This window comes from Curtobacterium flaccumfaciens (assembly GCF_004361695.1).
Classification (GTDB): domain Bacteria; phylum Actinomycetota; class Actinomycetes; order Actinomycetales; family Microbacteriaceae; genus Curtobacterium; species Curtobacterium flaccumfaciens_B.
In genome coordinates this window covers 24254-48646 of record NZ_SNVW01000003.1, presented here as the reverse complement: position 1 = coordinate 48646, position 24393 = coordinate 24254, and the positions used below count along the sequence as shown (strand labels likewise).

Sequence of the window (24393 nt, the reverse complement as noted above, 5' to 3'; positions counted from 1 at the left end):
TCGCGTGGCCGCCGCGAACTGTCGCTTTCGCGTGGGCCCGCGCGTGCGCTCCGCGCGGCTACGCGACCGCGTCGGCCGGCTCGCGCTGCTGCACCCGCTGGCCGACGACGGCGGACACGCCGTCCTGCCGCATCGAGACGCCGTAGAGGGCGTCGGCGATCTCCATCGTGCGCTTCTGGTGCGTGATGACGATGAGCTGCGACGACGCCCGGAGCCGCTCGAAGACGGTCAGCAGCCGCCCGAGGTTCGCGTCGTCCAGCGCCGCCTCGACCTCGTCCATGATGTAGAACGGCGACGGCCGGGCGGTGAAGATCGCGACGAGCAGCGCCACGGCCGCGAGGGACCGCTCTCCGCCGGACAGCAGCGTGAGGCGGTCGATCTTCTTCCCCGCGGGCTTCACCTGCACCTCGATGCCGGTGCGCAGCAGGTCGTCGGGGTTCGTCAGCGTGATCGACCCCGAGCCGCCCGGGAACAGGATCGGGAAGATGACGTCGAAGGCCTCCTTCGTGTCCGAGAACGCCGAGTCGAAGATCGACTGCATCTTGGTGTCGAGCTCGTCGATGATCGTCATGAGGTCGGTGCGGGTCTTCTGCAGGTCGTCGAGCTGCTCGGCGAGGAACGCGTGGCGCTGCTCGAGGGCCTGGAACTCCTCGAGCGCGAGCGGGTTCACCTTGCCGAGCTGTCCGAGGTCGCGCTCGGCCGCCTTGAGCCGCCGCTCCTGCTCGGCGCGGACGTACGGGACGGTCTCGACGTCGGCGGGGTCGACCTCGTCGGTGGCGTCGAACTCGGGCAGCGCCGGGCCGCCGGGGAGCGTGGACTCCGCGTCGACGAGCGCGGGGAGGTCAGCGGCGTCCGCGTCGTCCGCAGCGTCGGTGTCGGCGGCGGCAGCGTCGGCGTCCGCGTCGGTGTCGGTTTCGCCGTCGGGCTCGACCGCCGCCGCTGCCTCGGCCGCCACGCGGGCACGTTCGGCCTCGCGGTGCTTCCGGGCCAGCACCCGGGGGTCGACCAGCACGTCCACGGGGACCGGCACGTCCGGCCCGTACTCAGCCACCAGGACGGCCTCGCCGAGTCCGAGTTCGCTCTGCGCCCGGTCGAGCACTCCCGACACGTGCAGCTTCTTCTCGTAGATCTCCATCTCGAGCGAGTGCACGCCGTCGGTGATCGTCTGCAGGCGCTCTCGGAGCTCCCGTTCCTCGTTCCGGATCGTCTGCAGCTCAGTGTTGCGCTTCGACCGCTCGGACTCCTCCGTCGCGAGCTGCACCCGCGCCTCGGCGAGCGAGCGGTCCACCGCGGCGAGCAGGCCCGGCAGGTCGGCGAGGACCTTCTCCGCCACGGCGATCTGCCCGCGCCGGATGACCGCGAGCCGCGCTGCTTCCTCGGCGGCGGCACGCTCGGCCTCGAGCTGCCGTTCCAGCTGGACGGCACGGTGTCGTTCGGACCGCACCCGCTCCCGGACGGTCTCGACCTGGATGCGCTGTTCGATCTCCGCGGCGCGCGCGGCCTCGAGCGCGTCCTGCAGCGCCGGCCGTTCGGAGGCGTCCACCATCGGACGCGGGCGCTCGGTGAACTCCTGGTGGCTGCGCTCGGCCTCGGCCAGCGCGGCGTCCGCTGCCTCCACCGCGCCGTCGGTCTCGGCGAGGGCGGCGCGCAGCCGCTCGACCTCGGCGGCCGCGTTCTCCGCCTTCGCCCGCGTCGACGCACTGGTCCGGTCGTACTCGGCCGTCGCCTTCGCGTACGCGCGCGACCGGGCGTCGGCCTCGTCCGCCTGGCGTCGTGCGACCTCGACGGCGGCACGGGCGGCCTGGAGGCGCGTGGCCGCGTCCTCCGCGTCCCTCGCGATGGCGTCGCGGCGCGTCACGGCGTCGTCGCGTTCCGCGACGAGCTCGATGCGCGAGGTCACGCGCTCGCCGCCACCCGTCACGCGGACGGCGCGGACGAGGTCACCCGACCGCGTCACGACCGTGGCCTGCGGGGCGGCGGTGAGCACTGCCTCCAGGTCGACGTCCTCGGTCTCGGCGACGAGCGTGTCGCGCAGGATCGCGGCGATGGCCGGCGGTCCCTGCACCAGGTCGAGCGCACGGCGGACGCCCGCCGGCAGCCCTGCCGGCAGGCCCGTCGACGGGCCGGAGGCGTCGGCGACGACGACGTCGATGCGGCCGATGTCCTCGCTGCGGGCGTGTGCGACGGCGTCGAGCGCGACCGACCGGTCGTCGGCGAGGACCGCGTCGGCGAGTCCGTCGAGGGCGATCGCGATCGCGCCCTCGAACCCCGGTGCGACCGTCAGCGCGTCGGCGAGGCGGCCGACGATGCCGGCGCGACCGGCGTCGATGAGCGCCTGCGAGCCGTCGCGGACGTCGATGGACATGCCGAGCGCCGCCACCCGGGCGTCGAGGGCGTCACGTTCGCGTTCGAGGGCGTGCAGGCGGTCGCGGTGTCCGTCGCGGGCGGCCTGTGCGGCCTCCTGCTGCTCGCGGGCGGCCTCGAGCGCGGTCGCGAGGGCGTCCTCGTCGACGCCCTCGGAGGGGTCGGTGCCGAGCTCGGCGAGGGCTGCGGCCGCACGGTCGGCGCGCTCGCCCGCCTCGGTGAGGGCGCGTTCACGGCGTTCCCGGTCCGCCACCGCGGCACCACGCTTCGAGCGCGCGACGTCCACCGCGGAGGCGAGCCGCTGCGCCTCGAGGTCGTGCTGGGAGACGAGGGCGGCCTGCGCGGCGATGTGCTCGTCGAGGGCGTCGAGGGCGGCACGGGCGTCCTGGACGACGCGTGCGGCACTCGCCATCCCGCCGGCCATCGCCGACGCACGTGCTTCGAGCCGGTCCGCTTCGTCGCGCACGCCCTGCACGCGCTCCGGGGTGATCGTGGGGCCCTGCTGCGGCGCGTCGGCCTGCTGGGCGAGGAACATCAGCCGCTGATTCGCCAGGCTCGACAGCCCGCGGAGCCGCTCCTGCACGCTCTCCAGCCGGTGCACGACGGTGCGGGCCCGGTCGACGTCGTCGCCGACCATGCTCTGCTCGACGTGCTGCTGCCGGATCCGGGTCTGGTCGAGTCGCTCCTGCAGGACGATGCGCTCGGACTTCCGGCCGGCCTCGACCTCCTGGTGCTCGTGCAGCTCGCGACGCAGCCGGACGACGTCGTCCGCCAGGATGCGGGCCTTCGCATCGCGGGCCACGGCGGCGACGGACTGGGCCTTCCGGGCGACCTCGGCCTGCCAGCCGAGCGGCTTCAGCTGCCGCCGGATCTCCCCCGCCAGGTCGGACAGGCGCGTCAGGTTCGTCTGCATCGCCTCGAGCTTGCGGAGGGTCTTCTCCTTGCGGCGGCGGTGCTTGAGGATGCCGGCCGCCTCCTCGATGAAGCCGCGGCGGTCCTCGGGGGTGGCGTGCAGGACCTTGTCGAGCTGACCCTGGCCGACGATGACGTGCATCTCACGACCGAGTCCGGTGTCGCTCAGCAGCTCCTGGACGTCGAGGAGCCGGCAGTTCTCCCCGTTGATGGCGTACTCGCTGCCGCCGTTCCGGAACAGCGTGCGGGAGATCGTCACCTCGGAGTACTCGATCGGCAGCAGGCCGTCGGTGTTGTCGATGGTGAGGAGCACCTGCGCACGGCCGAGCGGGCCGCGCGTCGAGGTGCCGGCGAAGATGACGTCCTCCATCTTGCCGCCGCGCAGCGTCTTCGCGCCCTGCTCCCCCATCACCCAGGCCAGCGCGTCCACGACGTTCGACTTGCCCGAACCGTTCGGCCCGACGATGCAGGTCACGCCGGGCTCGAACGCGAACGTCGTCGGCTGCGCGAAGGACTTGAACCCCTTGATGGTCAGGCTCTTCAAGTACATGCGGTCTCCGGGTGTGCTCGCTCGCGTGCTGGCGGCTGTGCTGCTGGGTGGTGCTCGCTGCTGCTGGGCTGTGCTGCTGGGCGGTGCTCGCTCGGCGTCAGGCTAACGCCTGCGCGGCCGTGGAGCGGGTTGGCACACGGGGCAACGGTGGCTGGACCGGTTCATGAAGGCCTCGCGCACGATCGTCGTCCCGCAGCGCGGGCACGGCTTCCCCTGCTGCCCGTAGACGTTCAGCCGCTGCGAGAAGTACCCGGACTGGCCGTTCACGTTGACGTACTGCGCGTCGAAGCTCGTCCCGCCGTCCTCGAGGGCACGGCGCAGGACGCTCCGGACCTCGGCGAGGAGCCCGCTGAGATCGGCTCGGGTCAGGCGCTCCGCCGGCCGGTCGTAGTGGAGCTTCGCCGCCCACAGCGACTCGTCGGCGTAGATGTTGCCGATGCCGCTGACGACGCCCTGGTCGAGCAGGACCCGCTTGATGCCACTCGACCGCTTCCGCGCCATCGCGGTGAACCGGTCGTCGTCGAACGCGGGGTCGAGCGGGTCGCGGGCGATGTGGGACACCTGCTTCGGGATGCTCCGACGCCACACTGCGTTCGGGTCGGTCTCGTCGACGTGTCCGGCGGACCCGGCGGGGGCGCCGTCGATCGTCGGCACCATCGGGTCGATCGCCATCGAGCCGAACGTGCGCTGGTCGACGAACTCGAGCTCGACCGGGGGTTCGGCCGCGCCGTCACGATCGGTGCCCGCAGGCTGCACGTCGAGCAGGATCCGCCGGTGCTTGGCGGCCTCGCGCCCCCGACCGAGCAGGATCTGGCCGCTCATGCCGAGGTGGGCGACGAGGGCCTCCGGCTGGTCGCCGGCGTGCCGCGGCTCGAGGGGCATCCAGAGGAACTTGCCCCGGCGGACGGCGGCGGCGATGGTCCGGCCGGTCAACCGGTCGGCGAAGTCCTCGGCGGGGCCGTCGTGGCGGGTGAGGGCGCGCTCGTCGACGACGTCCACGTGCAGGACCCGCGCGCCGCTGACCGCGGGTTCGAGGCCGGCGCGGACGACCTCGACCTCGGGGAGTTCGGGCACGCGGTCAGGCCGCTCGGCCGGAGAGTCGCGTCCACGCCTCGAGCGCGGCGGCCATCTCGGCGGTCTTCTTGCTCGACCCGGAGCCGGTGGAGACGTCCTCACCCTGCAGCACCACGGTCGCGTGGAAGGTCTTGTCGTGGTCCGGACCGGCTTCGGTCACGCGGTACGACGGGTTGCCCAGGGACAGGCTGGACGCGAGCTCCTGCAGGCTGGTCTTCGGGTCCATCGCGGCGCCGAAGCGGTCCGGGTCGACCAGCAGCGGGTCGACGAGCCGGAGGACCAGCTCGGTCGCGGGATCCGGGCCGGCCGACAGGTACGCCGCACCGATGACGGCCTCGACGGTGTCCGCCAGGATCGACGACTTGTCGCGACCGCCGGTCTGCTCCTCGCCCTTGCCGAGGCGGAGGTACTTGCCGAGCCCGATCATCCGGGCGATCTCGGCGAGGGCCACGGTCGACACGAGGCTCGCACGACGCTTCGCGAGGTCGCCCTCGTCGAGGTCGGGGAAGGACCGGTAGAGCTTCACGGTCACGGCCTGGCCGAGGATGGAGTCCCCGAGGAACTCGAGGCGTTCGTTGTGCCCGATGCCCCCGTGCTCGTACGCGTACGAGCGGTGCGTCAGGGCGAGCTGCAGCAGCTCGAGGTCGATGTCGGCCCCGAGGCTGTCACGCAGACGAACGACGTCCGACCCCACGGGGCGGGACCCCGTGGCGCCGGACGTCGCTGTCATGCGTGCTGTCCGATCAGACGTCGGCGACCTTGCGGCCCTTGTACTCCATGTACAGGGGCGTGCCGGCGGAGTCCTCGACGACCTTGGCGCGGTGCGGGAGGCTGTAGGTGACCTTGCCACCCTCGATCGTCTTCACGAGCTGGACCGGCGCGGCCTTCCACTGCGAACGACGGGCGTGCGTGTTGGCACGGGACTGCTTGCGCTTGGGAACGGCCATGGTGGTTCTCTTTCGGTTGGTCGGTGGTCAGTGGCGAGGGACGGCGGTCAGTCGGCCTGGTCGGCTTCGGACCGCTCCTGACCCTCGGTGGTCTGGGGCGTTGTCGTGCTGGCTTCGTCCTCGTCGAGGACGGTGAGTCCGCTCAGGGCGGCCCACCGGGGATCCAGGACCTCGTGAGCACGGGACTCACCGATGTCCGCCAGTCGCTCACCCGTCACGGGATCGAGGCCTGGGCAGTCCGGTCGGCAGACCGGCTGGAACGGCAGCGCCAGCACCACCGCGTCTCGGACGACCTCTTCCGTGTCGACGAGGTCGTCGTGCACGAAGAAGTCGAATTCCTCCGAGGCATCATACGCGAAGAGCTCGGCGAAATCGACCTCGACGGGTTCGCTGATGTCGATGAGGCAGCGCGAGCACTCGCCCACCGCCTCGGCCGAGGCGTGCCCGGAGACGAGGACGCCTTCGTGCAGGCCCTCGAGCCGGACGTCGATGTGCATCTGCGCGCCCTGGCGGACGGCGATGACGCCGGCACCCATCGCGTCGGGCACCTCGATGTCGAGCGTGTGCTCGCGCATCTCGCCCGGCCGGTGCGCGAGGTCGCGCACGCGCAGGGCGTAGGGGCTGTTCACGTGGGAAGACACGATCGACGAGCCTACATCCCGAACGCTCGTGAGTCGAGGCGAGGGCAGGCGTGTCCCGGCTCCGGGCGCCGAGCGGCACGGCTGAGCGGCGCGGTTCAGCGGTGCGGGCCGGCGGTGCGGGCCGGCGCGGATCAGCGCCCGGTGTGCTCGTGCAGCGCCGCCGCGACCACCTCGGGCACGTACGGGGCGACGTCGCCGCCGAGGGACGCGACCTGGCGGATGAGCGAGCTCGACACGTGCGCCCGCGATGCCTCCGGCAGGAGGAACACCGTCTCGACGTCGGCGAGGTGCCGGTTCATGATCGCCATCGGGGTCTCGTAGGCGACGTCCTCGCCGGAGCGCACGCCCTTCACCAGGACCGTCGCACCGACCTGGCGGCAGTAGTCCACGAGCAGCCCGGAGGTCCACTCGCCCACCCGGACGTTGTCGGAGACGCCGGTCTCGACGAGTGACTCCTCGATCAGACGGACACGGTCGACGGCGTCGAACATGGCCGGCTTCTTGTCGGGGTTGTGCACGACGAGCACGTGGACCTCGTCGAACAGCTGCGCCGCACGGCCGATCACGTCGAGGTGCCCGAGGGTCACGGGATCGAAGGAACCGGGGACCACCGCGATCTGTGCCATGCCCGCGACGATACCGGTCGAGCGCCGGGCGTCTGCTCGCCGGTCGGGTCAGTTCTTGCCGAGGAAGGCGGCGTCGGACTCGTCGAGCCGGCGCGCCAGGGCCTCGCGGAGTGCCGGGTGACCCTCGAGCTGCGGGTCCGGCTCGAGGACGCGCTCGGCTTCCTCCCGCGCGTCGACGATCAGGTCGGCGTGCTCCACGACGCGCAGCAGGTTGAGCGACGAACGTCCGCCGGACTGTCGTTCGCCGAGGACGTCGCCCTCGCGCCGGAGCTCGAGGTCGACCCGCGCCAGCTCGAAGCCGTCGTCCGAGGCCGAGACGGCGTCGACGCGTTCACGCGAGGTGGTCTCGAGCTCCGCACCCGTCACGAGCAGGCAGACGCCGGCGTACTGGCCACGGCCGATGCGACCGCGGAGCTGGTGGAGCTGGGACACGCCGAACCGGTCGGCGTCGAGCACCGCCATCATCGAGGCGTTCGGCACGTCGACCCCCACCTCGATGACGGTGGTCGCTACCAGGACGTCGATGCCGCCGGCTGCGAAGGAGGTCATGACGCGGTCCTTCTCCTCCGCCGTCATGCGCCCGTGCAGGACCGCGATGCTGCGGCCGTCGAGCACCGGCATCGCACGCATCCGTTCCGCCGTCGCCAGGACGGTCGCCGGCAGCCGCTTCGGAGCGTCGTCCTCGGCCTCCGGCTGGGGCTCGCCGTCGTCCTCGGCGTGGGCGTCGTCGATCGCCGGGCACACCACGAACGCCTGTCGGCCGGCGCTGAGCTCCTCGGCCATCCGGGTCCAGATGCGGGACTCCCAGCCCGGGTGCTCGGCGAGCGGGACCGTGAACGTCTCGACCCCGGCGCGGCCCGAGGGCAGCCCGGTGATCGTCGAGACGTCGAGGTCCCCGAACACCGTCATCGCCACGGTTCGCGGGATCGGCGTCGCCGTGAGCACCAGCACGTGCGGCGGGGTCGCGCCCTTCGTCCGGAGCGCCTCGCGCTGCTCGACGCCGAACCGGTGCTGCTCGTCCACCACGACGAGTCCGAGCTCGGCGAAGTCGACGCGGTCGCCGAGCAGGGCGTGCGTGCCGACGACCAGCCGAGAGCTGCCCGACGCCGCCGCGAGGAGCGCCCGGCGTCGTTCGTCCGTCGACTGCGAGCCCGTCAGGATCACCGGTCGCAGTTCGGCCGCCAGGTCGGGGCCGAGGAACTTCACGATCGACCGCAGGTGCTGGGCGGCGAGCACCTCGGTCGGGGCGATCAGGGCGGACTGCCCGCCGGACTCGGCGACCGTGAGCATCGCACGGATCGCCACGAGCGTCTTGCCGGATCCGACCTCGCCCTGCACCAGGCGGTGCATCGGCCAGTCGCCGGCCAGGTCATGGTCGATCTCGGCGCCGACGGTCTGCTGGTCATCGGTCAACGTGAACGGCAGGGTGGCGTCGAAGCGCTCGAGGATGCCACCGGGGGACGCCGATCGAGGCGTGGCCGCCGTCGCCCGGGAGGCGATGCGCCGCTGGACGAGTGCGGTCTGGAGCACGAACGCCTCGCGGTAGCGGAGGGCGTCCTGCGCGCGCTTGAAGTCGGCGACCTTCTCGGGACGGTGCAGGAGCTCGAGTGCGCGGCGGAACGGGACGAGGTCGAGCCGGTTGCGGACACGGGCTGGGATCGGGTCGGGGACGTCGGGGAGCGTGTCGAGCACGATGGCGATCGACTTCGCGATCTGCCACGAGGTCAGGGTCGACGTCGCCGGGTAGATGGGGATCGGCTGGCGGGAGAACCGGATGGCCTCCTCGGACTCGGGATCCGCCGCCGCACGGGGGTCGTCGCGATCGAACAGCTCGTAGTCGGGGTGCGCCAGCTGCCGAGCGCCCCGGTAGTCCCCGACCTTGCCCGAGAAGATGCCGCGGGCGCCGGGCACGAGGTCCTTCGTGCGCCAGCCCTGGTTGAAGAACGTGAGGGTCAGCAGCCCCTTGCCGTCACCGATCTTCGCTTCGAGGATCGACCCGCGCCGGGCGCGCATGGTGCGTTCGCGGACGTCGACGACCTCGGCCACGATCGTCACCGACTCGCCGATCGCGAGCGAGTCGAGCGCGGTCAGGGCACCGCGTTCCGCGTACCGGCGGGGCGCGTGCTCGAGGAACTCGCCCACGGTGCGGTACCCGAACGCCTTCTCGATCGCGCTCGCCGTCCGTCCGCCGAGGACGTTCGCCAGCCGCGCGTCGAGCGGCGCGGGACCGAGGTCCGGCACCGCCGGCTCGGTTGTCGTTCCGGTCGTGACCACACGTCAACGGTACCCGGCGGGACCGACGCGCCACGCGCCTCCAGGTCGGCTGTGGACAACTCCAGGAGGCGGCCCGCGGCCCGCTACGGTGGCTGCATGACCCGCATCATCGCCGGTGCCGCCGGCTCCACGACGCTCCGCGTGCCGAAGTCGGGCACGCGGCCGACGAGCGACCGCGTGCGCGAGGCGCTGTTCTCGTCGCTCGAGGCACGCGGGCTGGTCGACGACACGTCCGTGGCGGACCTGTACGCGGGCACGGGGGCCCTCGGGCTCGAGGCGGCGTCGCGCGGAGCGGTCGAGGTCGTGCTCGTCGACCGGGCCTCGGCGGCGGCGCAGGCGTGCCGGGCGAACGCGAAGGCGGTGCAGCAGCGCGTGCCCGGCGTGCGGATCGACGTGCAGCCGCAGCCGGTGCTCGGGTACCTGCGGAGCACCGTGCGGACCTTCGACCTCGTGTTCATCGACCCGCCGTACGACGTCACCGAGCACGAACTGGCCGAGGTGCTCGAGGCGCTGGCGCCGAAGCTGACGCAGCACGCCGTGGTGATCGTGGAGCGGAGCAAGCGCTCCCCCGAGCCCGCGTGGCCGGCGGGGCTCGAGCCGTTCAGCAAGCGGAGCTACGGCGAGACCGTCGCGTGGGAGGCCGTGGTCCCCGCGGCCTGACCCGCGCACGACGCCCGCGCACGGCGTCAGCCGGCGGCGCCGTCCCAGTCGGCGTAGGGGTCCCACCCGGTCGTCGGCACCGGTGAGCCATCACGCACGAGATCGGCATCGGCGCGCTCCCGGACGACGCCGATGCGCCGGAAGCCTCCCGGCAGCACGGCATCCGCCGGGAACGTCGCGAGGAGGCCGTGGTCCTCACCCCCGTGCAACGCGACCTCGTCGAGGTCCCCCTCGAGCGACAGCGTCACCCGGCTCGCACGGGCGAGTCGTCCGGCGTCGATCGCCAGCCCGTCGGACAGGTCGAGCATCGCCGTCGCCCCGGCACCGGCGGCGAGCGGTCCGTCGGCGATCGGCGGAACGGGTCGGCGCTGCCGCAGCACGTCCGGGTCCGCGTCGGCACAGCTCGCGAGCACCGCGGCGCGCGAGGGTTCACCGTGGTCGTCGACGCCCTCGCGGAAGAGCCGGGACAACCCCCGCGCGGCCGCACCGAGCTCCCCCGAGACCGCGAGGACGTCCCCGACGCGGGCACCCGACCGGAGCACCGGCGGCCGCCCCTCGAGGTCGCCGAAGGCCGTCACCGAGACGGTGAACGTGGCGGAGGTCGACAGGTCGCCGCCGACGACACCGCACCCGGGTGCCAGGGCCGCGATGGCGAGGCCGACGCCGTCGGCGAAGGCCTCGAGGACGGCGACCGGGGTGTCCTGGGGTGCGGCCAGGGCGATGACGAGGCCGCTCGGGACGGCGCCCATCGCGGCCACGTCGGAGAGGTTCGTCGCCGCGGCCTTCCAGCCGACGTCCTCCGGCGAGGACCACGCCCACCGGAAGTCCGGGCCGTGCACCATCATGTCCGTCGTCACCACGAAGCGACCGTCCGGAGCGGCGACCACCGCGCAGTCGTCACCGGGGCCGAGGACCGGCGTCCCCGCGGGCAGCCGCCGGACGATGCGGTCGAGGACGACGAGTTCGCCGAGGTCCCCCACGGTCGGTCCGGCCCAGGCGTCGTGCGTCGCGTCCACACGAGAACGGTAGCCTGGACGTCGATGGACACCGTGCGCCGCCCCACCCGGAAGATCGCGATCGCGGCCGTCGTGGTCGCCGTCGCCGCAGGACTCACGGGCTGCACGAACGCCGTCGCGATGTCCCCGGCACCCTCGGCGAACGCCGCGGCGTGCGCGGACGTCCAGGTGCGCTTGCCGGCCGCGGTCGACACCAAGTTCGACCTGCGGAACACGAACGCCCAGTCGACGGCCGCGTGGGGCGACCCCGAGGTGGCGGTCTACCACTGCGGCGTGGCCGTCCCCACGGTGTCCGACCTGCCGTGCTTCTCGTTGGGCGGGGTCGACTGGATCCGGGACGACCGCGGCAAGCAGGTCGTGTACACGACGTTCGGCCGCTCCCCGGCGGCGCAGGTCGTCATCGACTCGACGAAGACGACGAGCCAGGTGATCCAGGACGTCACCGACGCGGTGTCGAGCCTGCCGAAGGACGGGCACAAGTGCCTCGACCCGTCCGACGTGCAGGGCTGACCGGCGCGGGACCCGGCGCGCGTCAGCGGACGGCGGCCCGCCCCAGCTCGATGAGCTCCGTCACGAGCTCGCCGTAGGACACCCCCGACGCCGCCCAGCAGCGCGGGTACATCGACAGCGGCGTGAAGCCCGGCATCGTGTTGACCTCGTTCACGACGAACCCGTCGTCCGTCAGGAAGCAGTCGACGCGGGCGAGCCCGGCGCCACCGATCGCCTCGAACGCACGCGCGCCGATCGACCGGACCTCGTCGGTCTCCGCCTCGGTCAGGGGCGCCGGGCAGAGCAGCGACTCGTCCCCGCCGAGGTACTTCGACGCGAAGTCGTAGAAGCCGTCCTCCGCGACGACGATCTCGCCCGGCAGGCTCGTGCGCGGCACACCGTCGCGGCCCTCGAGCACGGCGACCTCGACCTCGCGGCCGATCACCCGCGGCTCGACGATCACCTTCGAGTCGTGCTCGAACGCCAGGTCCATCGCGGCGCCGAGCTGCGACGGCTCGTCGACGCGGGACACGCCCATGCTCGAACCGGCGCGGGCCGGCTTCACGAACAGCGGCCAGCCGTGCGCGGCGATCGTCTCGGCGATGTCCACCGGGTCGGCCGCCCACTCGCGGCGGAGCACGGTCGTCCAGGGCGCGACGCGGAGCCCGGCGTGCTCGAGCACGGCCTTGGCGACGTGCTTGTCCATCGCGAGGGCGCTCGCGAGCACCCCGTCACCGACGTAGGGCAGTCCGGCGATCTCGAGGAGCCCCTGGATCGTGCCGTCCTCGCCGAACGGACCGTGCAGGATGGGGAACACCACGTCGACGGGGATGCCCGCGACCGTGCCGTCCGGGTACGACACGACGAGCTCGTTGCTCGCCGGCGAGGTCGGGAACGCCACGCGGGTGCCGTTGTCCGGGACGGTCGGGAGCACGCCGTCGCGGAGGGTCCACTGCGTCGGGTCGTCGGACTGCAGCGTGAACGCGCCGTCCTTGGTGATGCCGATGGGCACGAGGTCGTACTCGGCCCGGTCGACGACGTCCATGATGCCGCCGGCCGTCACGCAGCTGATCTCGTGCTCGCTGGAGCGCCCGCCGAAGAGCACGGCGACGGTGGTCGTTGACATGGGTGTCCCCTCGGAGATCGTCGGCACGGTCGGACCGTTCACTCGCCCTGGGGCTCGTCGGTCTCGGTGAGGTGCGGCGCGATGTTGCGCGGATCGAGCCTACCGGCGAGGACCTCGGCGACCTGCCCCACGATGGGCATGTCGACGCCGTTCGCCGCGGCCAGCTCGAGGATCGGCGCGACCGACGCCAGGCCCTCGGCCGTCTGGTTCATCTGCCGCACGACCTCGTCGAAGCGGTACCCCTGCCCGAGCAGTCGGCCGGCGGTGTTGTTGCGCGACAGCGGCGACTGGCACGTGGCGATGAGGTCGCCGAGGCCCGCCAGGCCGGACAGCGTGGACGGCTGCGCGCCGAGCGACACGGCGAAGTCGGTCATCTCGGCCAGGCCGCGGGTGATGATCGACGCCTTCGTGTTCTCGCCGTAGCCGACGCCGTCGACGATGCCGATGGCGACCGCGATGAGGTTCTTGAGCACACCGCCGAACTCGGTCCCGATCACGTCGGTGTTGATGAACGACCGGAAGTACGGGTTCGTCGCGACGGCGGCCACCGCGCTGGCGGTCTCGGCGGACGACGAGGACACGACGGCGGCGGTCGGCTGCCGACGGGCGATCTCGAGCGCGAGGTTCGGGCCGCTCGCGACGGCGATGCGGTCTCGGTCGATGCCGAGGCCCTCGAGCAGGACCTCGCTCATCCGGAGGCCGGTGCCCTTCTCGACGCCCTTCATGAGGCTGACGACGGGCACGTCCGGGCCGAGCAGTGCGCGGATCGCGGCGAGGTTCGAGCGGAGCGTCTGGGACGGCACCGACACGTAGACCTGCGAGGCACCGTCGAGCACCCGCTCGAGCGACGTCGAGGCCGTGAGCGTGCGGGGCAGGTTGATGCCCGGCAGGTACTCGGAGTTGCGCTTGGTCTCGGTGATCTCGCGTGCGACCTCGGGGCGACGGGCCCACACGACGGTGGTCGCGCCGCCCTCGGCGAGGACCTTCGCGAACGTCGTCCCCCAGCTGCCGGCACCGATGACGGCCACGCGCGGCTTGTCGGTGGACTGCATGACGACGCGGATCGCAGCCGTGTCGAACGCTCCGGGCGCCGCGACGGCGGGGTCCGGGTGGTCCTCGTGCGGGCGGAGGCCCGGTCCCTGATCACTCAAACCGGCCGGTCTCCTTCTGGTTGTTCGCCGCCGGGTCCCAGCGGGTCGCGGGTGCCTGCTCGCCGCGCAGCTCCTCGAGCAGTGCGGTGATGTGGCGCATGACGAGTTCGGTGGCCTCGCCGAGCATCTGCTGGTCGATCGGACGCCCGCGGTAGACGGAGAGGTCGACCGGGTCGCCGACGATGACGTCGACCCGGGACGGCGGGAAGAGCCGGAGCTTCTTGCCGTACCGCGCCATGATGTTCTGCGTGCCCCAGTGGGCCATCGGGATGAGCGGCACGTCGTTCTCGAGCGCGATCCGGACCGCGCCGGTCTTGCCGCGCATCGGCCACAGGTCGGGATCGCGGGTGAGCGTGCCCTCGGGGTAGACGATGATCGCGCCGCCCTGCTCGACGAGCGACCGTCCGCCACCGAGCGGGTCGCTCAGCCGGGTCCGCCCCGACCGTTCGACCGGGATCTGTCCCATGCCGGACATCAGCTTGCCGACGACCGGCACCCGGAACAGGGACGCCTTCGCGAGGAACCGCGGTGCCCGCTTGCTGAGGTACACGGCGGTGCCGACCACGAGGGGGTCGATGTTGGTGAAGTGGTTCGGCGCGAGCACGAACGCCCCGTCCGCCGGCAGGCGGTTCGGGCCGTGCCAGTGGTAGCGGGCCGAGAACCGGAAGGTGGGGATGACCACCGACGCGACGATGCGGAAGGCGGTGTTCAGCTCACCGCGTCGCCACCGGCGCCCACGCACCGGCACGCCGGTCGCGACGTCCGAGGCGGACGCACGCCGCGCCTCGAGGCCGTCACCTTTTCCTTCAGCCTGCACCGCGCTCAGCCTGCGAAGTCGAAGTCGGCCCCGAGCTTCCGCAGCTTCGGGATGAAGTGCTCGTAGCCGCGGCTGATGATCCCGACGTTCGTGATGTGCGACTCGCCGTCGGCGGTGAGCGCCGCGATGAGGTGGCTGAAGCCACCGCGCAGGTCGGGGACGCGCACGTTGGCGGCGTGCAGCTTCGTCGGACCGGTGATGACCGCGGCCTGCTCGAACGGGCGACGGGCGACACGGCGGTCGTGCCCGGGCAGCCCCTCCTTGTGCACGACGATCTCGGCACCCATCTCGTTCAGCGCGTCCGTGAAGCCGAAGCGGTTCTCGTACACGGTCTCGTGCACGATGCTCTGGCCCTCGGCCTGCGTCAGCGCGACGATGAGCGGCTGCTGCCAGTCCGTCATGAAGCCGGGGTGCACGTCGGTCTCGATGACGACGGGCTTGAGGGTCTCCAGCTCGCGGTAGAAGCGGATGCCGTCCTCTTGGATGTCGAACCCGCCGCCGACCTTGCGGAAGACGTTGAGGAACGTCATGAGCTCCTGCTGCTTCGCGCCCTCGACGAAGATGTCGCCGTTGGTCGCGAGTGCGGCGGAGGCCCAGCTGGCGGCCTCGTTGCGGTCGTTGATCGCCCGGTGCGTGTAGCCGCGCAGGGACGTGACGCCCTCGATGAAGATGACGCGGTTCGGCTCGACGGACACGATCGCGCCCATCTTCTGCAGGATCGCGATGAGGTCCATGATCTCGGGCTCGATGGCCGCGTTCCGGAGCTCGGTGACGCCCTCGGCGAGGGTCGCGGAGAGCAGGACCTGCTCGGTCGCACCGACGCTCGGGTAGGGCAGCTCGATCGAGGCACCCTTGAGGCCGTCCGGAGCGGTCAGGTGGATGCCGTTGACCTGCTTGTCGACGACCGCACCCATGGCGCGGAGGGCGTCGAGGTGGAAGTCGATCGGGCGGTCGCCGATGCGGCAGCCGCCGAGGTCGGGGATGAACGCCTCGCCGAGCTTGTGCAGCAGCGGACCGCAGAACAGGATCGGGATGCGGCTCGACCCGGCGTGCGCGTCGATCTCGGCGAAGTGCGCCGACTCGACGTTCGACGGGTCGAGGATGAGCTCGCCTCGTGCAGGATCGGTGATGCGCACGCCGTGCACCTCGAGCAGTCCGCGGACCACCTTGACGTCGGAGATGTCCGGGACGTCCTTGAGGATCGACGGGGTGTCACCGAGCAGCGACGCCACCATGGCCTTGGTCGCGAGGTTCTTCGCCCCACGGACCTCGATGCGCCCCACGAGCGGCTTGCCCCCGCGGATGACGATCTCGTCCGACTTGAGGCCCACGCGCGCCCCTGCAGCCGCTGCGTCCTGTACGAGAGAGTTCACTACTTCACCGGCAATGTCTTCGGCCGCCATCTGGAGCGGCGGGATTCGAACTCCGTGATCGAGGTCTCGTCACGGAGGGTGAGCCCGATGTCGTCGAGCCCTTCCATCAACCGCCAACGAGTGTAAGCGTCGATCTCGAAGGGGACGTCCACATCCCCCAGCGACACGCGCTGCGCCACGAGGTCAACCGTCGCCTCGACCCCCGGGGTCGCCTCGATGGTGGCCCAGAGACGCTCGACTTCCGATTCGGTCACGATCGCGGTGACCAGTCCCTGCTTGCCCGCGTTGCCCTTGAAGATGTCCGCGAACCGGGGTGAGATGACGACCGCGAAGCCGAAGTCGCGGAGCGCCCAGACGGCGTGCTCGCGGGACGAACCGGTGCCGAAGTCGGGGCCGGCCACCAGGACGGCAGCGCCCTGGTACTCCGGCTGGTTGAGCACGAACGAGGGGTCCTGCCGCCACCCGGCGAAGAGGGCGTCCTCGAAGCCGGTCTTCGTGACGCGCTTGAGGTAGACGGCGGGGATGATCTGGTCGGTGTCGACGTTCGACCGCTTCAGCGGGGCGGCGATGCCGGTGACGGTGGTGATCTTGTCCATCAGAAGGTCCCCTCGGTGGTCGTGCTGGCAGTGCTGGTCGCGGTCGCGCTGGTCGCGGCCACGCTGGTCGCGGCCGCGCTCGTCGCCGCCGCGATCTCGTCGTCCGTCGCCAGGTCCCACGGGCTCGACAGCGTCCCGCGCACCGCGGTGGCCGCGGCGACGAGCGGCGACACCAGGTGGGTCCGTCCGCCCTTGCCCTGACGTCCCTCGAAGTTGCGGTTCGAGGTGGAGGCGCAGCGCTCCCCCGGCGCGAGCTGGTCGGGGTTCATGCCGAGGCACATCGAGCAACCGGCGAACCGCCACTCGGCGCCGAACTCCTTGATCACGACGTCGAGCCCCTCGGCCTCGGCCTCGAGCCGGACCCGAGCGGACCCCGGGACGACCATCACGCGCACGCCCGGTGCCTTCTGGCGGCCCTGGATGATCGACGCGAAGGCCCGGAGGTCCTCGATGCGCGAGTTCGTGCACGACCCCATGAACACCGCGTCGACGGCGATGTCCTTCATCGGCGTGCCGGCCTCGATGTCCATGTACTCGAGCGCACGGCGGGCCGCCGCCTGGTCGTTCGGGTCGTTGTAGCTCGCGGGATCGGGGACGTTCTCGGACAGCGAGACGCCCTGCCCGGGGTTCGTGCCCCACGTGACGAAGGGCTCGAGCTCGTCGGCGTCGATGAAGACCTCGGCGTCGAACACGGCGTCGTCGTCGGTGCCGAGCGTGTCCCAGTACGCGACGGCGTCGTCCCAGTCCGGGCCGGTCGGGGCGTGGTCGCGGCCTTGCACGTAGTCGTAGGTGGTCTGGTCGGGTGCGACCATGCCGGCGCGGGCGCCCGCCTCGATCGACATGTTGCAGATCGTCATGCGCCCCTCCATCGAGAGGGCGCGGATCGCGGAGCCGCGGTACTCGAGCACGTAGCCCTGTCCGCCGCCGGTGCCGATCTTCGCGATGACGGCGAGGATGATGTCCTTCGCGGTCACCCCCGGGCGCAGCGTGCCCTCGACCGTGATCGCCATCGTCTTGAAGGGCTTGAGCGGCAGGGTCTGCGTCGCGAGGACGTGCTCGACCTCGGACGTGCCGATGCCGAACGCCATGGCCCCGAACGCGCCGTGCGTGCTGGTGTGCGAGTCGCCGCAGACCACCGTGATGCCCGGCATGGTCAGGCCGAGCTGCGGGCCGACCACGTGGACGATGCCCTGCTCCTTGTCGCCCAGCGAGTGCAGACGGACCCCGAACTCCTCGCAGTTGCGACGGAGGGTCTCGATCTGGATGCGGCTGGTCGGGTCCGCGATCGGGCGGTCGATCGCGAGGGTCGGCGTGTTGTGGTCCTCGGTCGCGATCGTGAGGTCGAGGCGGCGGACGGGTCGGCCGGCCTGGCGCAGGCCGTCGAACGCCTGCGGGCTGGTGACCTCGTGCACGAGGTGGAGGTCGATGTAGAGGAGGTCCGGGTTCCCGTCCTCGCCCTTGACCACGACGTGGTCGTCCCACACCTTCTCGGCGAGCGTCTTTCCCATCGGCTCGGCCTCCTCGTTCTCGTCGTCGGACGCCGCTGCTGCGGCGCGTCCCGGTGACTCTACCAGGTTGGTATACCAACGCGGTGTCGCGTCCGGCGGGCGGTGCGACGGACGGCCTGGAGGCGCGGGTCGACTCGACGACACCCGTCGCGGTGGGAAGATGGTCACGACATGACCACACCTGCGCACTCGACCCGGACCGTGAACCTCGAGGGCGCAGCACGCGCCGCGATCGCCGGCGGTGCCCCACTCGCGCTGCTCATCGCCCACGGGATGCCCGGGTACGCCGCGTTCGCCATGTTCGCGGGGTTCACCGCGATCTTCGGGGCCACCGAGCCCTACCGACAGCGGGCCGTCACCACCGGGATCGCCGGCGCGCTGCAGGCACTCTGCATGTTCGGCGGGATCGGGGTCGCACTGCTCGGCTCCCCGCTCTGGCTGCAGGCGGTCGGTCTCGTGGTCGTGCTGGTCGTCGCGGTGTGCACGCTGAGCGCCCTGCAGACCATCCCCGCGCAGCCGATCTTCCCGGTGTTCGCGTTCGTGGTCTCCGCGCTCGTGCCGCTCAAGCCCACCGACGTCCCGCTCGTCGCGACGATCATCGTCTGCTCCGTCGCGTGGGCGTGGCTCGTGGCGATGTCCGGCTCGGTCCTCCGCCGGGTGTTCCATCCCCGCGCACCCCACCGGTTCCGCCCGCTCGCGCAGCGGAAGCACCGCTCACTTGCCGTCCTCCGCACCGCGGCGCTCTGGGAGACCGTCGGACTCAACGTCGTCGGGTCGCTCGTCGCCGGGGCCGTCGCCTCGACGATCCCGTGGCTCGGGCACCCGTACTGGGCCGTCATCGCCGTCGTGTCCACGCTGCCCGCGCTCCGGCAGCGCCACACCGTGATCCGGGCGTTCCAGCGCTTCATCGGCACGATCGGCGGGACGGTCATCGCCGTCGGCATCCTGCTGCTCGAGCCGTCGGCGTGGTGGATCGTCGTCATCGCGGTGATCGGGCAGTTCTTCGCGGAGATCTTCGTGGCGCGGAACTACGCCGTGACGCTGCTGTTCCTCACGCCGCTCGCGCTCGCGGTGTCGTGGCTGAGCCTGCCGGAGGCGCCGGAGCTCCTCGCGCTCGACCGCGTCGCGCAGACGACGCTCGGTGCCCTGGTGAGCGTGGCGCTCCTGTTCGTGGGGCGCGCCATCGAGCGCCGCCGGGGCCGGGCGCTCGGCGCGACCACCGGCATCCGCACGGTCTGACGGGCGCCCGGCGACGGCGCGCCCGTCGCCCTCGCGCCCGGCGTGACCTCGCACGGTGCGAGGTCACGGCGCGGGTCAGTCGCGGGGCTGGATGTTCCAGGAGTCGATGACGGGGCGGCCGTGCTCGTACCCGAGGGTGCTCACGGTCGCGGTGCCGAGCTTCAGCACGGCACCGTCCTGGGGCGCGAGGCGGATCCACGCGGCGCCGAGCGCCCGGAGCACGTGCCCGTGGGCCACGACCAGCGCGTCGTCCCCCTCGGCCAGCACCGGTCGGACGCGGTTGAGGATTCGCTCGACGCGGACGCGGACCTCGGCGGCGTTCTCACCGGGGGTCTCCCCCGCCGGCACGCCGTCGGTCCAGAGGTCCCACGGCCCGTGGCGGAGCACCTTGATCTGCGGCGTCGTCAGGCCCTCGTACGCGCCGTAGTCCCACTCGTACAGGTCCTCGTCGAGCTCGGGGTCGACGCCGACCAGCCGCGCGGTGTCCTGCGCACGCTGCAGCGGGCTCGACAGCGCGAGCGCGAACGAGCGGTCGGCCAGGTAGCGGCCGGCCCGCCGCGCCTGCTCGATCCCGTTCTCCGTGAGGGGGATGTCGGTGCGGCCGGTGTGCTGCCCGCTCTTCGACCACTCCGTCTCTCCGTGACGGACGAGGACGAGTTCGCCGGGGCGTTCCGAGGTCATGAGTTCCTTCCGAGCCAGAGGCCGAGCGCAGCTGCGCCGACCGAGACGACGAGCATCCCGAGGCCGTTCAGGACGGCGAGCCGGGGTCTGCCGGTCCGGAGGAGCTGTACGGTCTCGACGCTCGCCGTCGAGAACGTCGTGTACCCACCCATCATGCCCGTTCCGAGCACCGCGACCGCGGAGAGCGGGATCGTGCCCGCCTGCGCGAGCCCCGTCAGGAACCCGAGGACGAGCGACCCGGTGACGTTGATCACGAGGGTCCCGACGGGGAAGGCGCCGAGGCGAGAACCCTCGACCCGGGCCTTGACCACCCCGTCGAGCAGGAACCGGAGGGCCGCCCCGATGCCACCGCCGACCGCGACGAGGAGCAGTTCGAGCGGGTTCACCGCGCGCTCCCCTCGGGCGTGGCCGACCGCGGCCGGAACCGCCCAGCGATCCAGATCCCGGCGGCGACGGCGAGCAGGCCGAGCACCACGGAGAGCAGGGCGTACCCGCTGCCGGCACCCCACCGGCCGACGTCGAGCAGCCGTGCGGTGTCGTCCGCGAGCGTGCTGTAGGTCGTGAAGCCGCCGAGGACACCGGTGCCGACGAACAGCCGCACGGTGCGACGTCGCCCGACGTCGGGCCCACGGTGCGCGAGGGTCTCGAGCAGGAGCCCGAGGCAGAACGCCCCGACGACGTTGATCGCCAGGATCACCCAGCTGATGCCGTCGTGTGCGGGGAACGCGTCGGCGAGGACCGCGCGGACGCCGGTGCCGATCGCGCCACCGAGCGCGACGAGACCGAGGAACCCCCAGCGGAGGTGCGGTGGGCGATCCGACTGCGCGTGCTGGTGCGTCGACATCGTCAGTCCGCCACGGCGGCGATCGCCTCGACCTCGACGAGCTGGTCGTCGTACCCGAGGACCGTCACGCCGAGCAGGGTGCTCGGGACGTCGTGGTCGCCCATCGCGGCGCGGACGACCTCCCACGCGGCGACGAGGTCGGCCTGCTGCGACGACGCGACGAGCACGCGCGTCTGCACGAGGTCCCCGAGGTCCGCTCCGGCGGCCGAGAGGGCGGTCCGGAGGTTCGCGACGCACTGTTCGGCCTGACCGCGGACGTCCCCCACGGCGACCGTCCTGCCGTCGACGTCGATCGGGCACGAGCCGGCGAGGAACACCAGGCGGGTGCCCGCGGGGACGGTCGATGCGTAGGCGTACTCCGCGACGTCACTGAGCGCGTCGGACCGGATGAGTTGCACCGCACTGGTCATCGCTCCACCTTGGCAGACCGGAGACCGTCACGGTGTACCGCGTGGGACGAGGGGACAGCCGGATACGACGAAACCCCCGGCGAGCCGGAGCTCGTCGGGGGTTTCGTGGTGGTGACCCCAGCGGGATTCGAACCCGCGTTACCGCCGTGAGAGGGCAGCGTACTAGGCCGCTATACGATGGGGCCGTCACACATGGGAATCCCCCGCCCGGGAGCGGGGGCTCATGCTCGTTGTCGGACTCGGAGGCTAGCCACCTGTGGTGACCCCAGCGGGATTCGAACCCGCGTTACCGCCGTGAGAGGGCAGCGTACTAGGCCGCTATACGATGGGGCCGTTCCGACAACTCGACAAGTATTGCACAAGCCGTAACGCTCTGCCAAAACGAGGCGTGTCGCCCGGGTGTGCCGTCATGCCGCGACGGGCATACGGCGACAGGCGGCGGGCCGACCACCGCCGGACGAGGGCCGACGGGGCAGGGTGATCCGTGCCTCCAGGCCGTCGACCGCACCGACTCAGATCGTGAGCGACTCGCCGGGCGCGAGGACCACGAGCGACCCACCGGGCTCGACCACGTCGCGGAGGCGACCCGTGTGCATGCCGTACCCGACGTCGGAGAGGGTGGCCTCGTGGACGGGGTACGCGTGGCGGGGTGCGAGCGCGGCGACGTAGTCCATCATCTCGGCGACCTTGAGCCACGGGGCCCCGACGGGTGCGGCGAGGACCTCGACCGGCACTCCGGGGTCGGTGTAGGAGTCGCCGGGGTAGAACAGTGCGCCGTTGACGAGCACGCCCGTGTTGTCGACGACCGGGATGCTCGAGTGGATGACGTTGTGGCGGGTGCCGTGGAAGGCGAGGTCGAACGGGCCGACGGTGCGGTGATCGCCGTCGGTGACGACGTCGACGGGGATGTGCGGGGCGGACTCGGCGAGCGCGGCGGCGACTCCGGCCGGGCCGAGGACGACGGCGCCGGGGTTCGCGGCGAGGATGCGGTCGAGCTGCTCGGGTGTGACGTGGTCGGGGTGCTCGTGCGTGATGACGACGGCGACGACGCCGGTGACGTCGACGGGGCGGGTGAAGTTGCCGGGGTCGATGACGAGGCGGGCCTCGCCCTCGGTGAGGACCTGGCAGGCGTGTTCGAGCTTGGTGACCTCCATGGGGGCGACCCTACGCGGCGGGGTGGCGGGGTGGCGGGCCGGCTCGGCGCTTCGCTCGGGGCGGTGTCGAACCACGCGGACGACATCGAACCGGGCGTCACCCCCGGTTCGGTGTCGCTTTCATGGTTCGAACCGGGCGTGCGCCGCGGTGACGCCGGGCCGGCGCCGCGGCGGCGCCGCCGCGCACAACGCAAGTGCGTCCGAACCGCGCGTCGGCGCGGTTCCGCGTGACTTCGGTTGTGCGAAGCGGCCGCACCCGCACACCGCGCCCACCCACGCCGCACCGTCCGCCCGCCCGCCCCGCGCTCACCGCGGGGGCGGCGCCGTCGTCGCCCGCACCACGAGGTGCGCCGGCGCCGCCGGCAACGGCCCCGCCGCCGCACCGTCCACCTCGGCGAGCACCGCCCGCGCCGCGATCCGCCCCTGCGCGACGGGGTCCTGCGACACGGTGGTGAGTCCCACGACCTCGCCGTACTCGTGCCCGTCGATGCCCATCACCGAGACGTCCTCGGGGACCGAGAGCCCGGCCTGCTGCGCGGCGAGCACCACCCCGAGCGCCATCTCGTCCGAGGCGCAGAACACCGCGGTCGGCCGGCGCGGGCCGGTGGCGCGCGCGGCGCCGGCAGCACGCGCAGCGCCAGCGTCACCAGCAGCCCCAGCGCGGCCAGCAGCGCCGGAGACATCGGCAGCGCGCGCCGCACCAGCGCCACCCCCGCCGAACAACGCCCGCCCCGCGTCCGCCCCGCCCGCGAACGAGAACCGCCCGTCGAGCACCCACTCCTCGCGTACGGACAGCCCGTGCGCGCGCATGGCCAACGCGAACCCGTCCCGGCGCAGCCACGGCACGGCGACGTTCATCCCGGCCTCGTCCTGCCCACCCACGTAGGCGACGTCCCGGTGTCCGAGCGAGCAGAGGTGGTCGACCGCGATCCCGGCCACCACGACGTCGTCGACGCCGACGTTCCGGAGGCCCGGCGCCGGCCCGCCGATCACGATCATCGGGTGCCGGGTGAGCTCGAGCTCGGCCCGTTCGGTCTCGTCGAGCACCAGGGACAGCAGGACGAGCGCGTCGACCCGGTGCCGCAGCATCGATCGCCGGAACGCCCGGTCACGGTCTCCCCCGGGCCCGCCGAGGTTGTACAGCACGAGGTCGTACCCGGCCCGCCGCAGCTCGGCGTCGACGCCGCCGAGGGCCTTGACGTAGAACCACCGGTCGATCACGGGCACGACGACCCCGACGGCCCGCTGCCGTCCGGTGGCGAGGCCGGCCGCCGCCGAGCTCGGCACGTACCCGAGTTCGTCGGCGACCCGCCGCACCTGGTCGATCGTGGTGTCGGCGACGTTCGGCATCCCGCGCAGGGCGCGGGACACCGTCGACTTCGACAGCCCGGTGACGGTCGCGATCTCCTGGATGCCCATGGGCATGCCGGGAGGCCCGTCAGCCGTCCGACGGCCGCGTCACGTCACCGACGGCGCCGGTCTGCGCTGGCGCGGGCGTCGGCCGGGTCGTGTGGACCTGCCGGCGTCCGGCGGGGGCGAGTTCGTCCCAGCCGACGTGGCGGTGGACGCGCCCGTCCACTGACGGAGCGGTGGCGGCCCGCCGGGACGGTGCGGCAGCGGCACCGGCACCGGTAGCGGCACCAGCAGCAGCGCCCGCACCGGCCGGAGCACCGGCACCAGCCCGCCGGACCGGCGCCGCGGGGACTCCCCCGACGCCGTCGGCCGAAGCCGTGCGCCGGAGCACCGCGACCCGCCACCGGTCGAGCGCGACGACGCCGAGCACGCACACCAGCAGGGTGAGCGCCCAGCCGAGTGCCGGCCGTCCGGTGACCTCGCAGAACACGGTGACGCCGAGGAACAGGACGCCGAACATCCCGACGAAGCCGAGGGCCTCCTCGATGCGGGCGGTGGGACGGGAGGGTCCGCGCTGTGCCACGGCCG

At 72.4% G+C, this 24393-nt stretch carries 24 protein-coding genes and 2 tRNA genes; 3 read left to right on the top strand and 23 right to left on the bottom strand.

What is annotated here, in order from left to right:
- Positions 1 to 58 precede the first annotated feature (58 nt).
- From EDF64_RS05065 to EDF64_RS05035, 7 genes are all read right to left on the bottom strand, one after another.
- The gene (locus EDF64_RS05065) at positions 59 to 3826 is read right to left on the bottom strand and encodes a chromosome segregation SMC family protein (RefSeq protein ID WP_133518992.1); all 3768 of its coding nucleotides are present in this window, start codon (positions 3824 to 3826) and stop codon (positions 59 to 61) included.
- A 102-nt stretch (positions 3827 to 3928) separates the two neighbouring features.
- Positions 3929 to 4900 carry a bifunctional DNA-formamidopyrimidine glycosylase/DNA-(apurinic or apyrimidinic site) lyase gene (gene mutM / locus EDF64_RS05060; RefSeq protein WP_133518991.1) on the bottom strand — a complete coding sequence of 324 codons (972 nt, stop codon included), beginning with the start codon at positions 4898 to 4900 and terminating at the stop codon, positions 3929 to 3931.
- A 4-nt stretch (positions 4901 to 4904) separates the two neighbouring features.
- On the bottom strand, positions 4905 to 5630 hold the full coding sequence (gene rnc / locus EDF64_RS05055) for a ribonuclease III (protein ID WP_133518990.1): 726 nt from the start codon (positions 5628 to 5630) through the stop codon (positions 4905 to 4907).
- Positions 5631 to 5643: 13 nt separating this feature from the next.
- Positions 5644 to 5847 (bottom strand): 50S ribosomal protein L32, encoded by a 204-nt coding sequence (gene rpmF, locus EDF64_RS05050; RefSeq protein WP_071292475.1) that lies wholly within the window; start codon positions 5845 to 5847, stop codon positions 5644 to 5646.
- A gap of 47 nt (positions 5848 to 5894) precedes the next feature.
- Positions 5895 to 6476 (bottom strand): YceD family protein, encoded by a 582-nt coding sequence (locus EDF64_RS05045; protein ID WP_133519283.1) that lies wholly within the window; start codon positions 6474 to 6476, stop codon positions 5895 to 5897.
- 143 nt (positions 6477 to 6619) lie between these two features.
- Positions 6620 to 7114: a pantetheine-phosphate adenylyltransferase gene (gene coaD, locus EDF64_RS05040; protein WP_133518989.1), complete on the bottom strand. Its 495-nt coding sequence runs from the start codon at positions 7112 to 7114 to the stop codon at positions 6620 to 6622.
- A gap of 48 nt (positions 7115 to 7162) precedes the next feature.
- The gene (locus EDF64_RS05035) at positions 7163 to 9355 is read right to left on the bottom strand and encodes an ATP-dependent DNA helicase RecG (protein ID WP_133519282.1); all 2193 of its coding nucleotides are present in this window, start codon (positions 9353 to 9355) and stop codon (positions 7163 to 7165) included.
- A gap of 129 nt (positions 9356 to 9484) precedes the next feature.
- On the opposite strand from EDF64_RS05035, the gene EDF64_RS05030 reads away from it, so the two are divergent.
- On the top strand, positions 9485 to 10048 hold the full coding sequence (locus EDF64_RS05030; protein WP_133518988.1) for an RsmD family RNA methyltransferase: 564 nt from the start codon (positions 9485 to 9487) through the stop codon (positions 10046 to 10048).
- 26 nt (positions 10049 to 10074) lie between these two features.
- Here EDF64_RS05030 and thiL read toward each other — a convergent pair whose 3' ends face one another.
- Complete coding sequence (gene thiL, locus EDF64_RS05025; protein ID WP_133518987.1) at positions 10075 to 11064, bottom strand: thiamine-phosphate kinase; 990 nt, start codon at positions 11062 to 11064, stop codon at positions 10075 to 10077.
- 24 nt (positions 11065 to 11088) lie between these two features.
- Here thiL and EDF64_RS05020 point away from each other — a divergent pair, with 24 nt between their 5' ends.
- Complete coding sequence (locus EDF64_RS05020; protein ID WP_133518986.1) at positions 11089 to 11574, top strand: DUF3515 family protein; 486 nt, start codon at positions 11089 to 11091, stop codon at positions 11572 to 11574.
- 22 nt (positions 11575 to 11596) lie between these two features.
- Here the strand turns inward: EDF64_RS05020 and EDF64_RS05015 are convergent, their stop codons facing one another.
- The 6 genes from EDF64_RS05015 to leuC form a co-directional block, all read right to left on the bottom strand.
- Positions 11597 to 12679, bottom strand: a complete 1083-nt coding sequence (locus tag EDF64_RS05015) for a D-alanine--D-alanine ligase family protein (RefSeq protein ID WP_133518985.1) — start codon at positions 12677 to 12679, stop codon at positions 11597 to 11599.
- 38 nt (positions 12680 to 12717) lie between these two features.
- Positions 12718 to 13731, bottom strand: a complete 1014-nt coding sequence (locus EDF64_RS05010) for an NAD(P)H-dependent glycerol-3-phosphate dehydrogenase (RefSeq protein ID WP_133519281.1) — start codon at positions 13729 to 13731, stop codon at positions 12718 to 12720.
- A gap of 91 nt (positions 13732 to 13822) precedes the next feature.
- On the bottom strand, positions 13823 to 14647 hold the full coding sequence (locus tag EDF64_RS05005; protein ID WP_133518984.1) for a lysophospholipid acyltransferase family protein: 825 nt from the start codon (positions 14645 to 14647) through the stop codon (positions 13823 to 13825).
- 5 nt (positions 14648 to 14652) lie between these two features.
- Complete coding sequence (gene murA, locus EDF64_RS05000; protein WP_133518983.1) at positions 14653 to 16020, bottom strand: UDP-N-acetylglucosamine 1-carboxyvinyltransferase; 1368 nt, start codon at positions 16018 to 16020, stop codon at positions 14653 to 14655.
- A complete protein-coding gene (gene leuD / locus EDF64_RS04995; protein WP_133518982.1) occupies positions 16020 to 16616 on the bottom strand; it encodes a 3-isopropylmalate dehydratase small subunit in 597 nt (198 codons plus the stop codon). Before leuD ends, murA begins: the two co-directional genes overlap by 1 nt.
- Positions 16616 to 18124, bottom strand: coding sequence for a 3-isopropylmalate dehydratase large subunit (gene leuC, locus EDF64_RS04990; protein ID WP_243736259.1), 1509 nt, complete (start codon positions 18122 to 18124; stop codon positions 16616 to 16618). The genes leuD and leuC overlap by 1 nt, the downstream gene beginning before the upstream one ends.
- Before the next feature lie 171 nt (positions 18125 to 18295).
- Here leuC and EDF64_RS04985 point away from each other — a divergent pair, with 171 nt between their 5' ends.
- Entirely contained in the window at positions 18296 to 19363 is a 1068-nt protein-coding gene (locus EDF64_RS04985; protein WP_133518981.1) for an FUSC family protein, read from the top strand.
- 75 nt (positions 19364 to 19438) lie between these two features.
- Here the strand turns inward: EDF64_RS04985 and EDF64_RS04980 are convergent, their stop codons facing one another.
- From EDF64_RS04980 to EDF64_RS04940, 9 genes are all read right to left on the bottom strand, one after another.
- Positions 19439 to 20044 (bottom strand): histidine phosphatase family protein, encoded by a 606-nt coding sequence (locus tag EDF64_RS04980; protein ID WP_133518980.1) that lies wholly within the window; start codon positions 20042 to 20044, stop codon positions 19439 to 19441.
- On the bottom strand, positions 20041 to 20430 hold the full coding sequence (gene crcB, locus EDF64_RS04975) for a fluoride efflux transporter CrcB (protein ID WP_133518979.1): 390 nt from the start codon (positions 20428 to 20430) through the stop codon (positions 20041 to 20043). Before crcB ends, EDF64_RS04980 begins: the two co-directional genes overlap by 4 nt.
- Positions 20427 to 20888, bottom strand: coding sequence for a fluoride efflux transporter FluC (locus EDF64_RS04970; RefSeq protein WP_133518978.1), 462 nt, complete (start codon positions 20886 to 20888; stop codon positions 20427 to 20429). The genes crcB and EDF64_RS04970 overlap by 4 nt, the downstream gene beginning before the upstream one ends.
- A gap of 2 nt (positions 20889 to 20890) precedes the next feature.
- A complete protein-coding gene (locus EDF64_RS04965) occupies positions 20891 to 21298 on the bottom strand; it encodes a RidA family protein (RefSeq protein WP_208108839.1) in 408 nt (135 codons plus the stop codon).
- 109 nt (positions 21299 to 21407) lie between these two features.
- Positions 21408 to 21483, bottom strand: a tRNA-Glu gene (locus EDF64_RS04960).
- Positions 21484 to 21555: 72 nt separating this feature from the next.
- A tRNA-Glu gene (locus tag EDF64_RS04955) sits at positions 21556 to 21631 on the bottom strand.
- Positions 21632 to 21810: 179 nt separating this feature from the next.
- Positions 21811 to 22452 carry an MBL fold metallo-hydrolase gene (locus EDF64_RS04950; protein ID WP_133518977.1) on the bottom strand — a complete coding sequence of 214 codons (642 nt, stop codon included), beginning with the start codon at positions 22450 to 22452 and terminating at the stop codon, positions 21811 to 21813.
- Between the two features lie 306 nt (positions 22453 to 22758).
- On the bottom strand, positions 22759 to 23877 hold the full coding sequence (locus EDF64_RS04945) for a LacI family DNA-binding transcriptional regulator (protein ID WP_133518976.1): 1119 nt from the start codon (positions 23875 to 23877) through the stop codon (positions 22759 to 22761).
- Positions 23878 to 23890: 13 nt separating this feature from the next.
- Positions 23891 to 24388 (bottom strand): hypothetical protein, encoded by a 498-nt coding sequence (locus EDF64_RS04940; protein ID WP_133518975.1) that lies wholly within the window; start codon positions 24386 to 24388, stop codon positions 23891 to 23893.
- Positions 24389 to 24393 lie beyond the last annotated feature (5 nt).

Coding starts and splice junctions, on each gene's coding strand:
- EDF64_RS04970 (WP_133518978.1), bottom strand. CDS start 20,888: ATGTCGACGCACCAGCACGCGCAGTCGGATCGCCCACCGCACCTCCGC.
- EDF64_RS05020 (WP_133518986.1), top strand. CDS start 11,089: ATGGACACCGTGCGCCGCCCCACCCGGAAGATCGCGATCGCGGCCGTC.
- EDF64_RS04985 (WP_133518981.1), top strand. CDS start 18,296: ATGACCACACCTGCGCACTCGACCCGGACCGTGAACCTCGAGGGCGCA.
- EDF64_RS05030 (WP_133518988.1), top strand. CDS start 9,485: ATGACCCGCATCATCGCCGGTGCCGCCGGCTCCACGACGCTCCGCGTG.
- leuD (WP_133518982.1), bottom strand. CDS start 16,616: ATGGACAAGATCACCACCGTCACCGGCATCGCCGCCCCGCTGAAGCGG.
- EDF64_RS04950 (WP_133518977.1), bottom strand. CDS start 22,452: ATGGAGGTCACCAAGCTCGAACACGCCTGCCAGGTCCTCACCGAGGGC.
- EDF64_RS05065 (WP_133518992.1), bottom strand. CDS start 3,826: ATGTACTTGAAGAGCCTGACCATCAAGGGGTTCAAGTCCTTCGCGCAG.
- EDF64_RS04980 (WP_133518980.1), bottom strand. CDS start 20,044: ATGACCTCGGAACGCCCCGGCGAACTCGTCCTCGTCCGTCACGGAGAG.
- coaD (WP_133518989.1), bottom strand. CDS start 7,114: ATGGCACAGATCGCGGTGGTCCCCGGTTCCTTCGATCCCGTGACCCTC.
- EDF64_RS05010 (WP_133519281.1), bottom strand. CDS start 13,731: ATGCAGTCCACCGACAAGCCGCGCGTGGCCGTCATCGGTGCCGGCAGC.
- EDF64_RS04965 (WP_208108839.1), bottom strand. CDS start 21,298: ATGACCAGTGCGGTGCAACTCATCCGGTCCGACGCGCTCAGTGACGTC.
- EDF64_RS05015 (WP_133518985.1), bottom strand. CDS start 12,679: ATGTCAACGACCACCGTCGCCGTGCTCTTCGGCGGGCGCTCCAGCGAG.
- rnc (WP_133518990.1), bottom strand. CDS start 5,630: ATGACAGCGACGTCCGGCGCCACGGGGTCCCGCCCCGTGGGGTCGGAC.
- leuC (WP_243736259.1), bottom strand. CDS start 18,124: ATGGGAAAGACGCTCGCCGAGAAGGTGTGGGACGACCACGTCGTGGTC.
- rpmF (WP_071292475.1), bottom strand. CDS start 5,847: ATGGCCGTTCCCAAGCGCAAGCAGTCCCGTGCCAACACGCACGCCCGT.
- EDF64_RS04945 (WP_133518976.1), bottom strand. CDS start 23,877: ATGCCCATGGGCATCCAGGAGATCGCGACCGTCACCGGGCTGTCGAAG.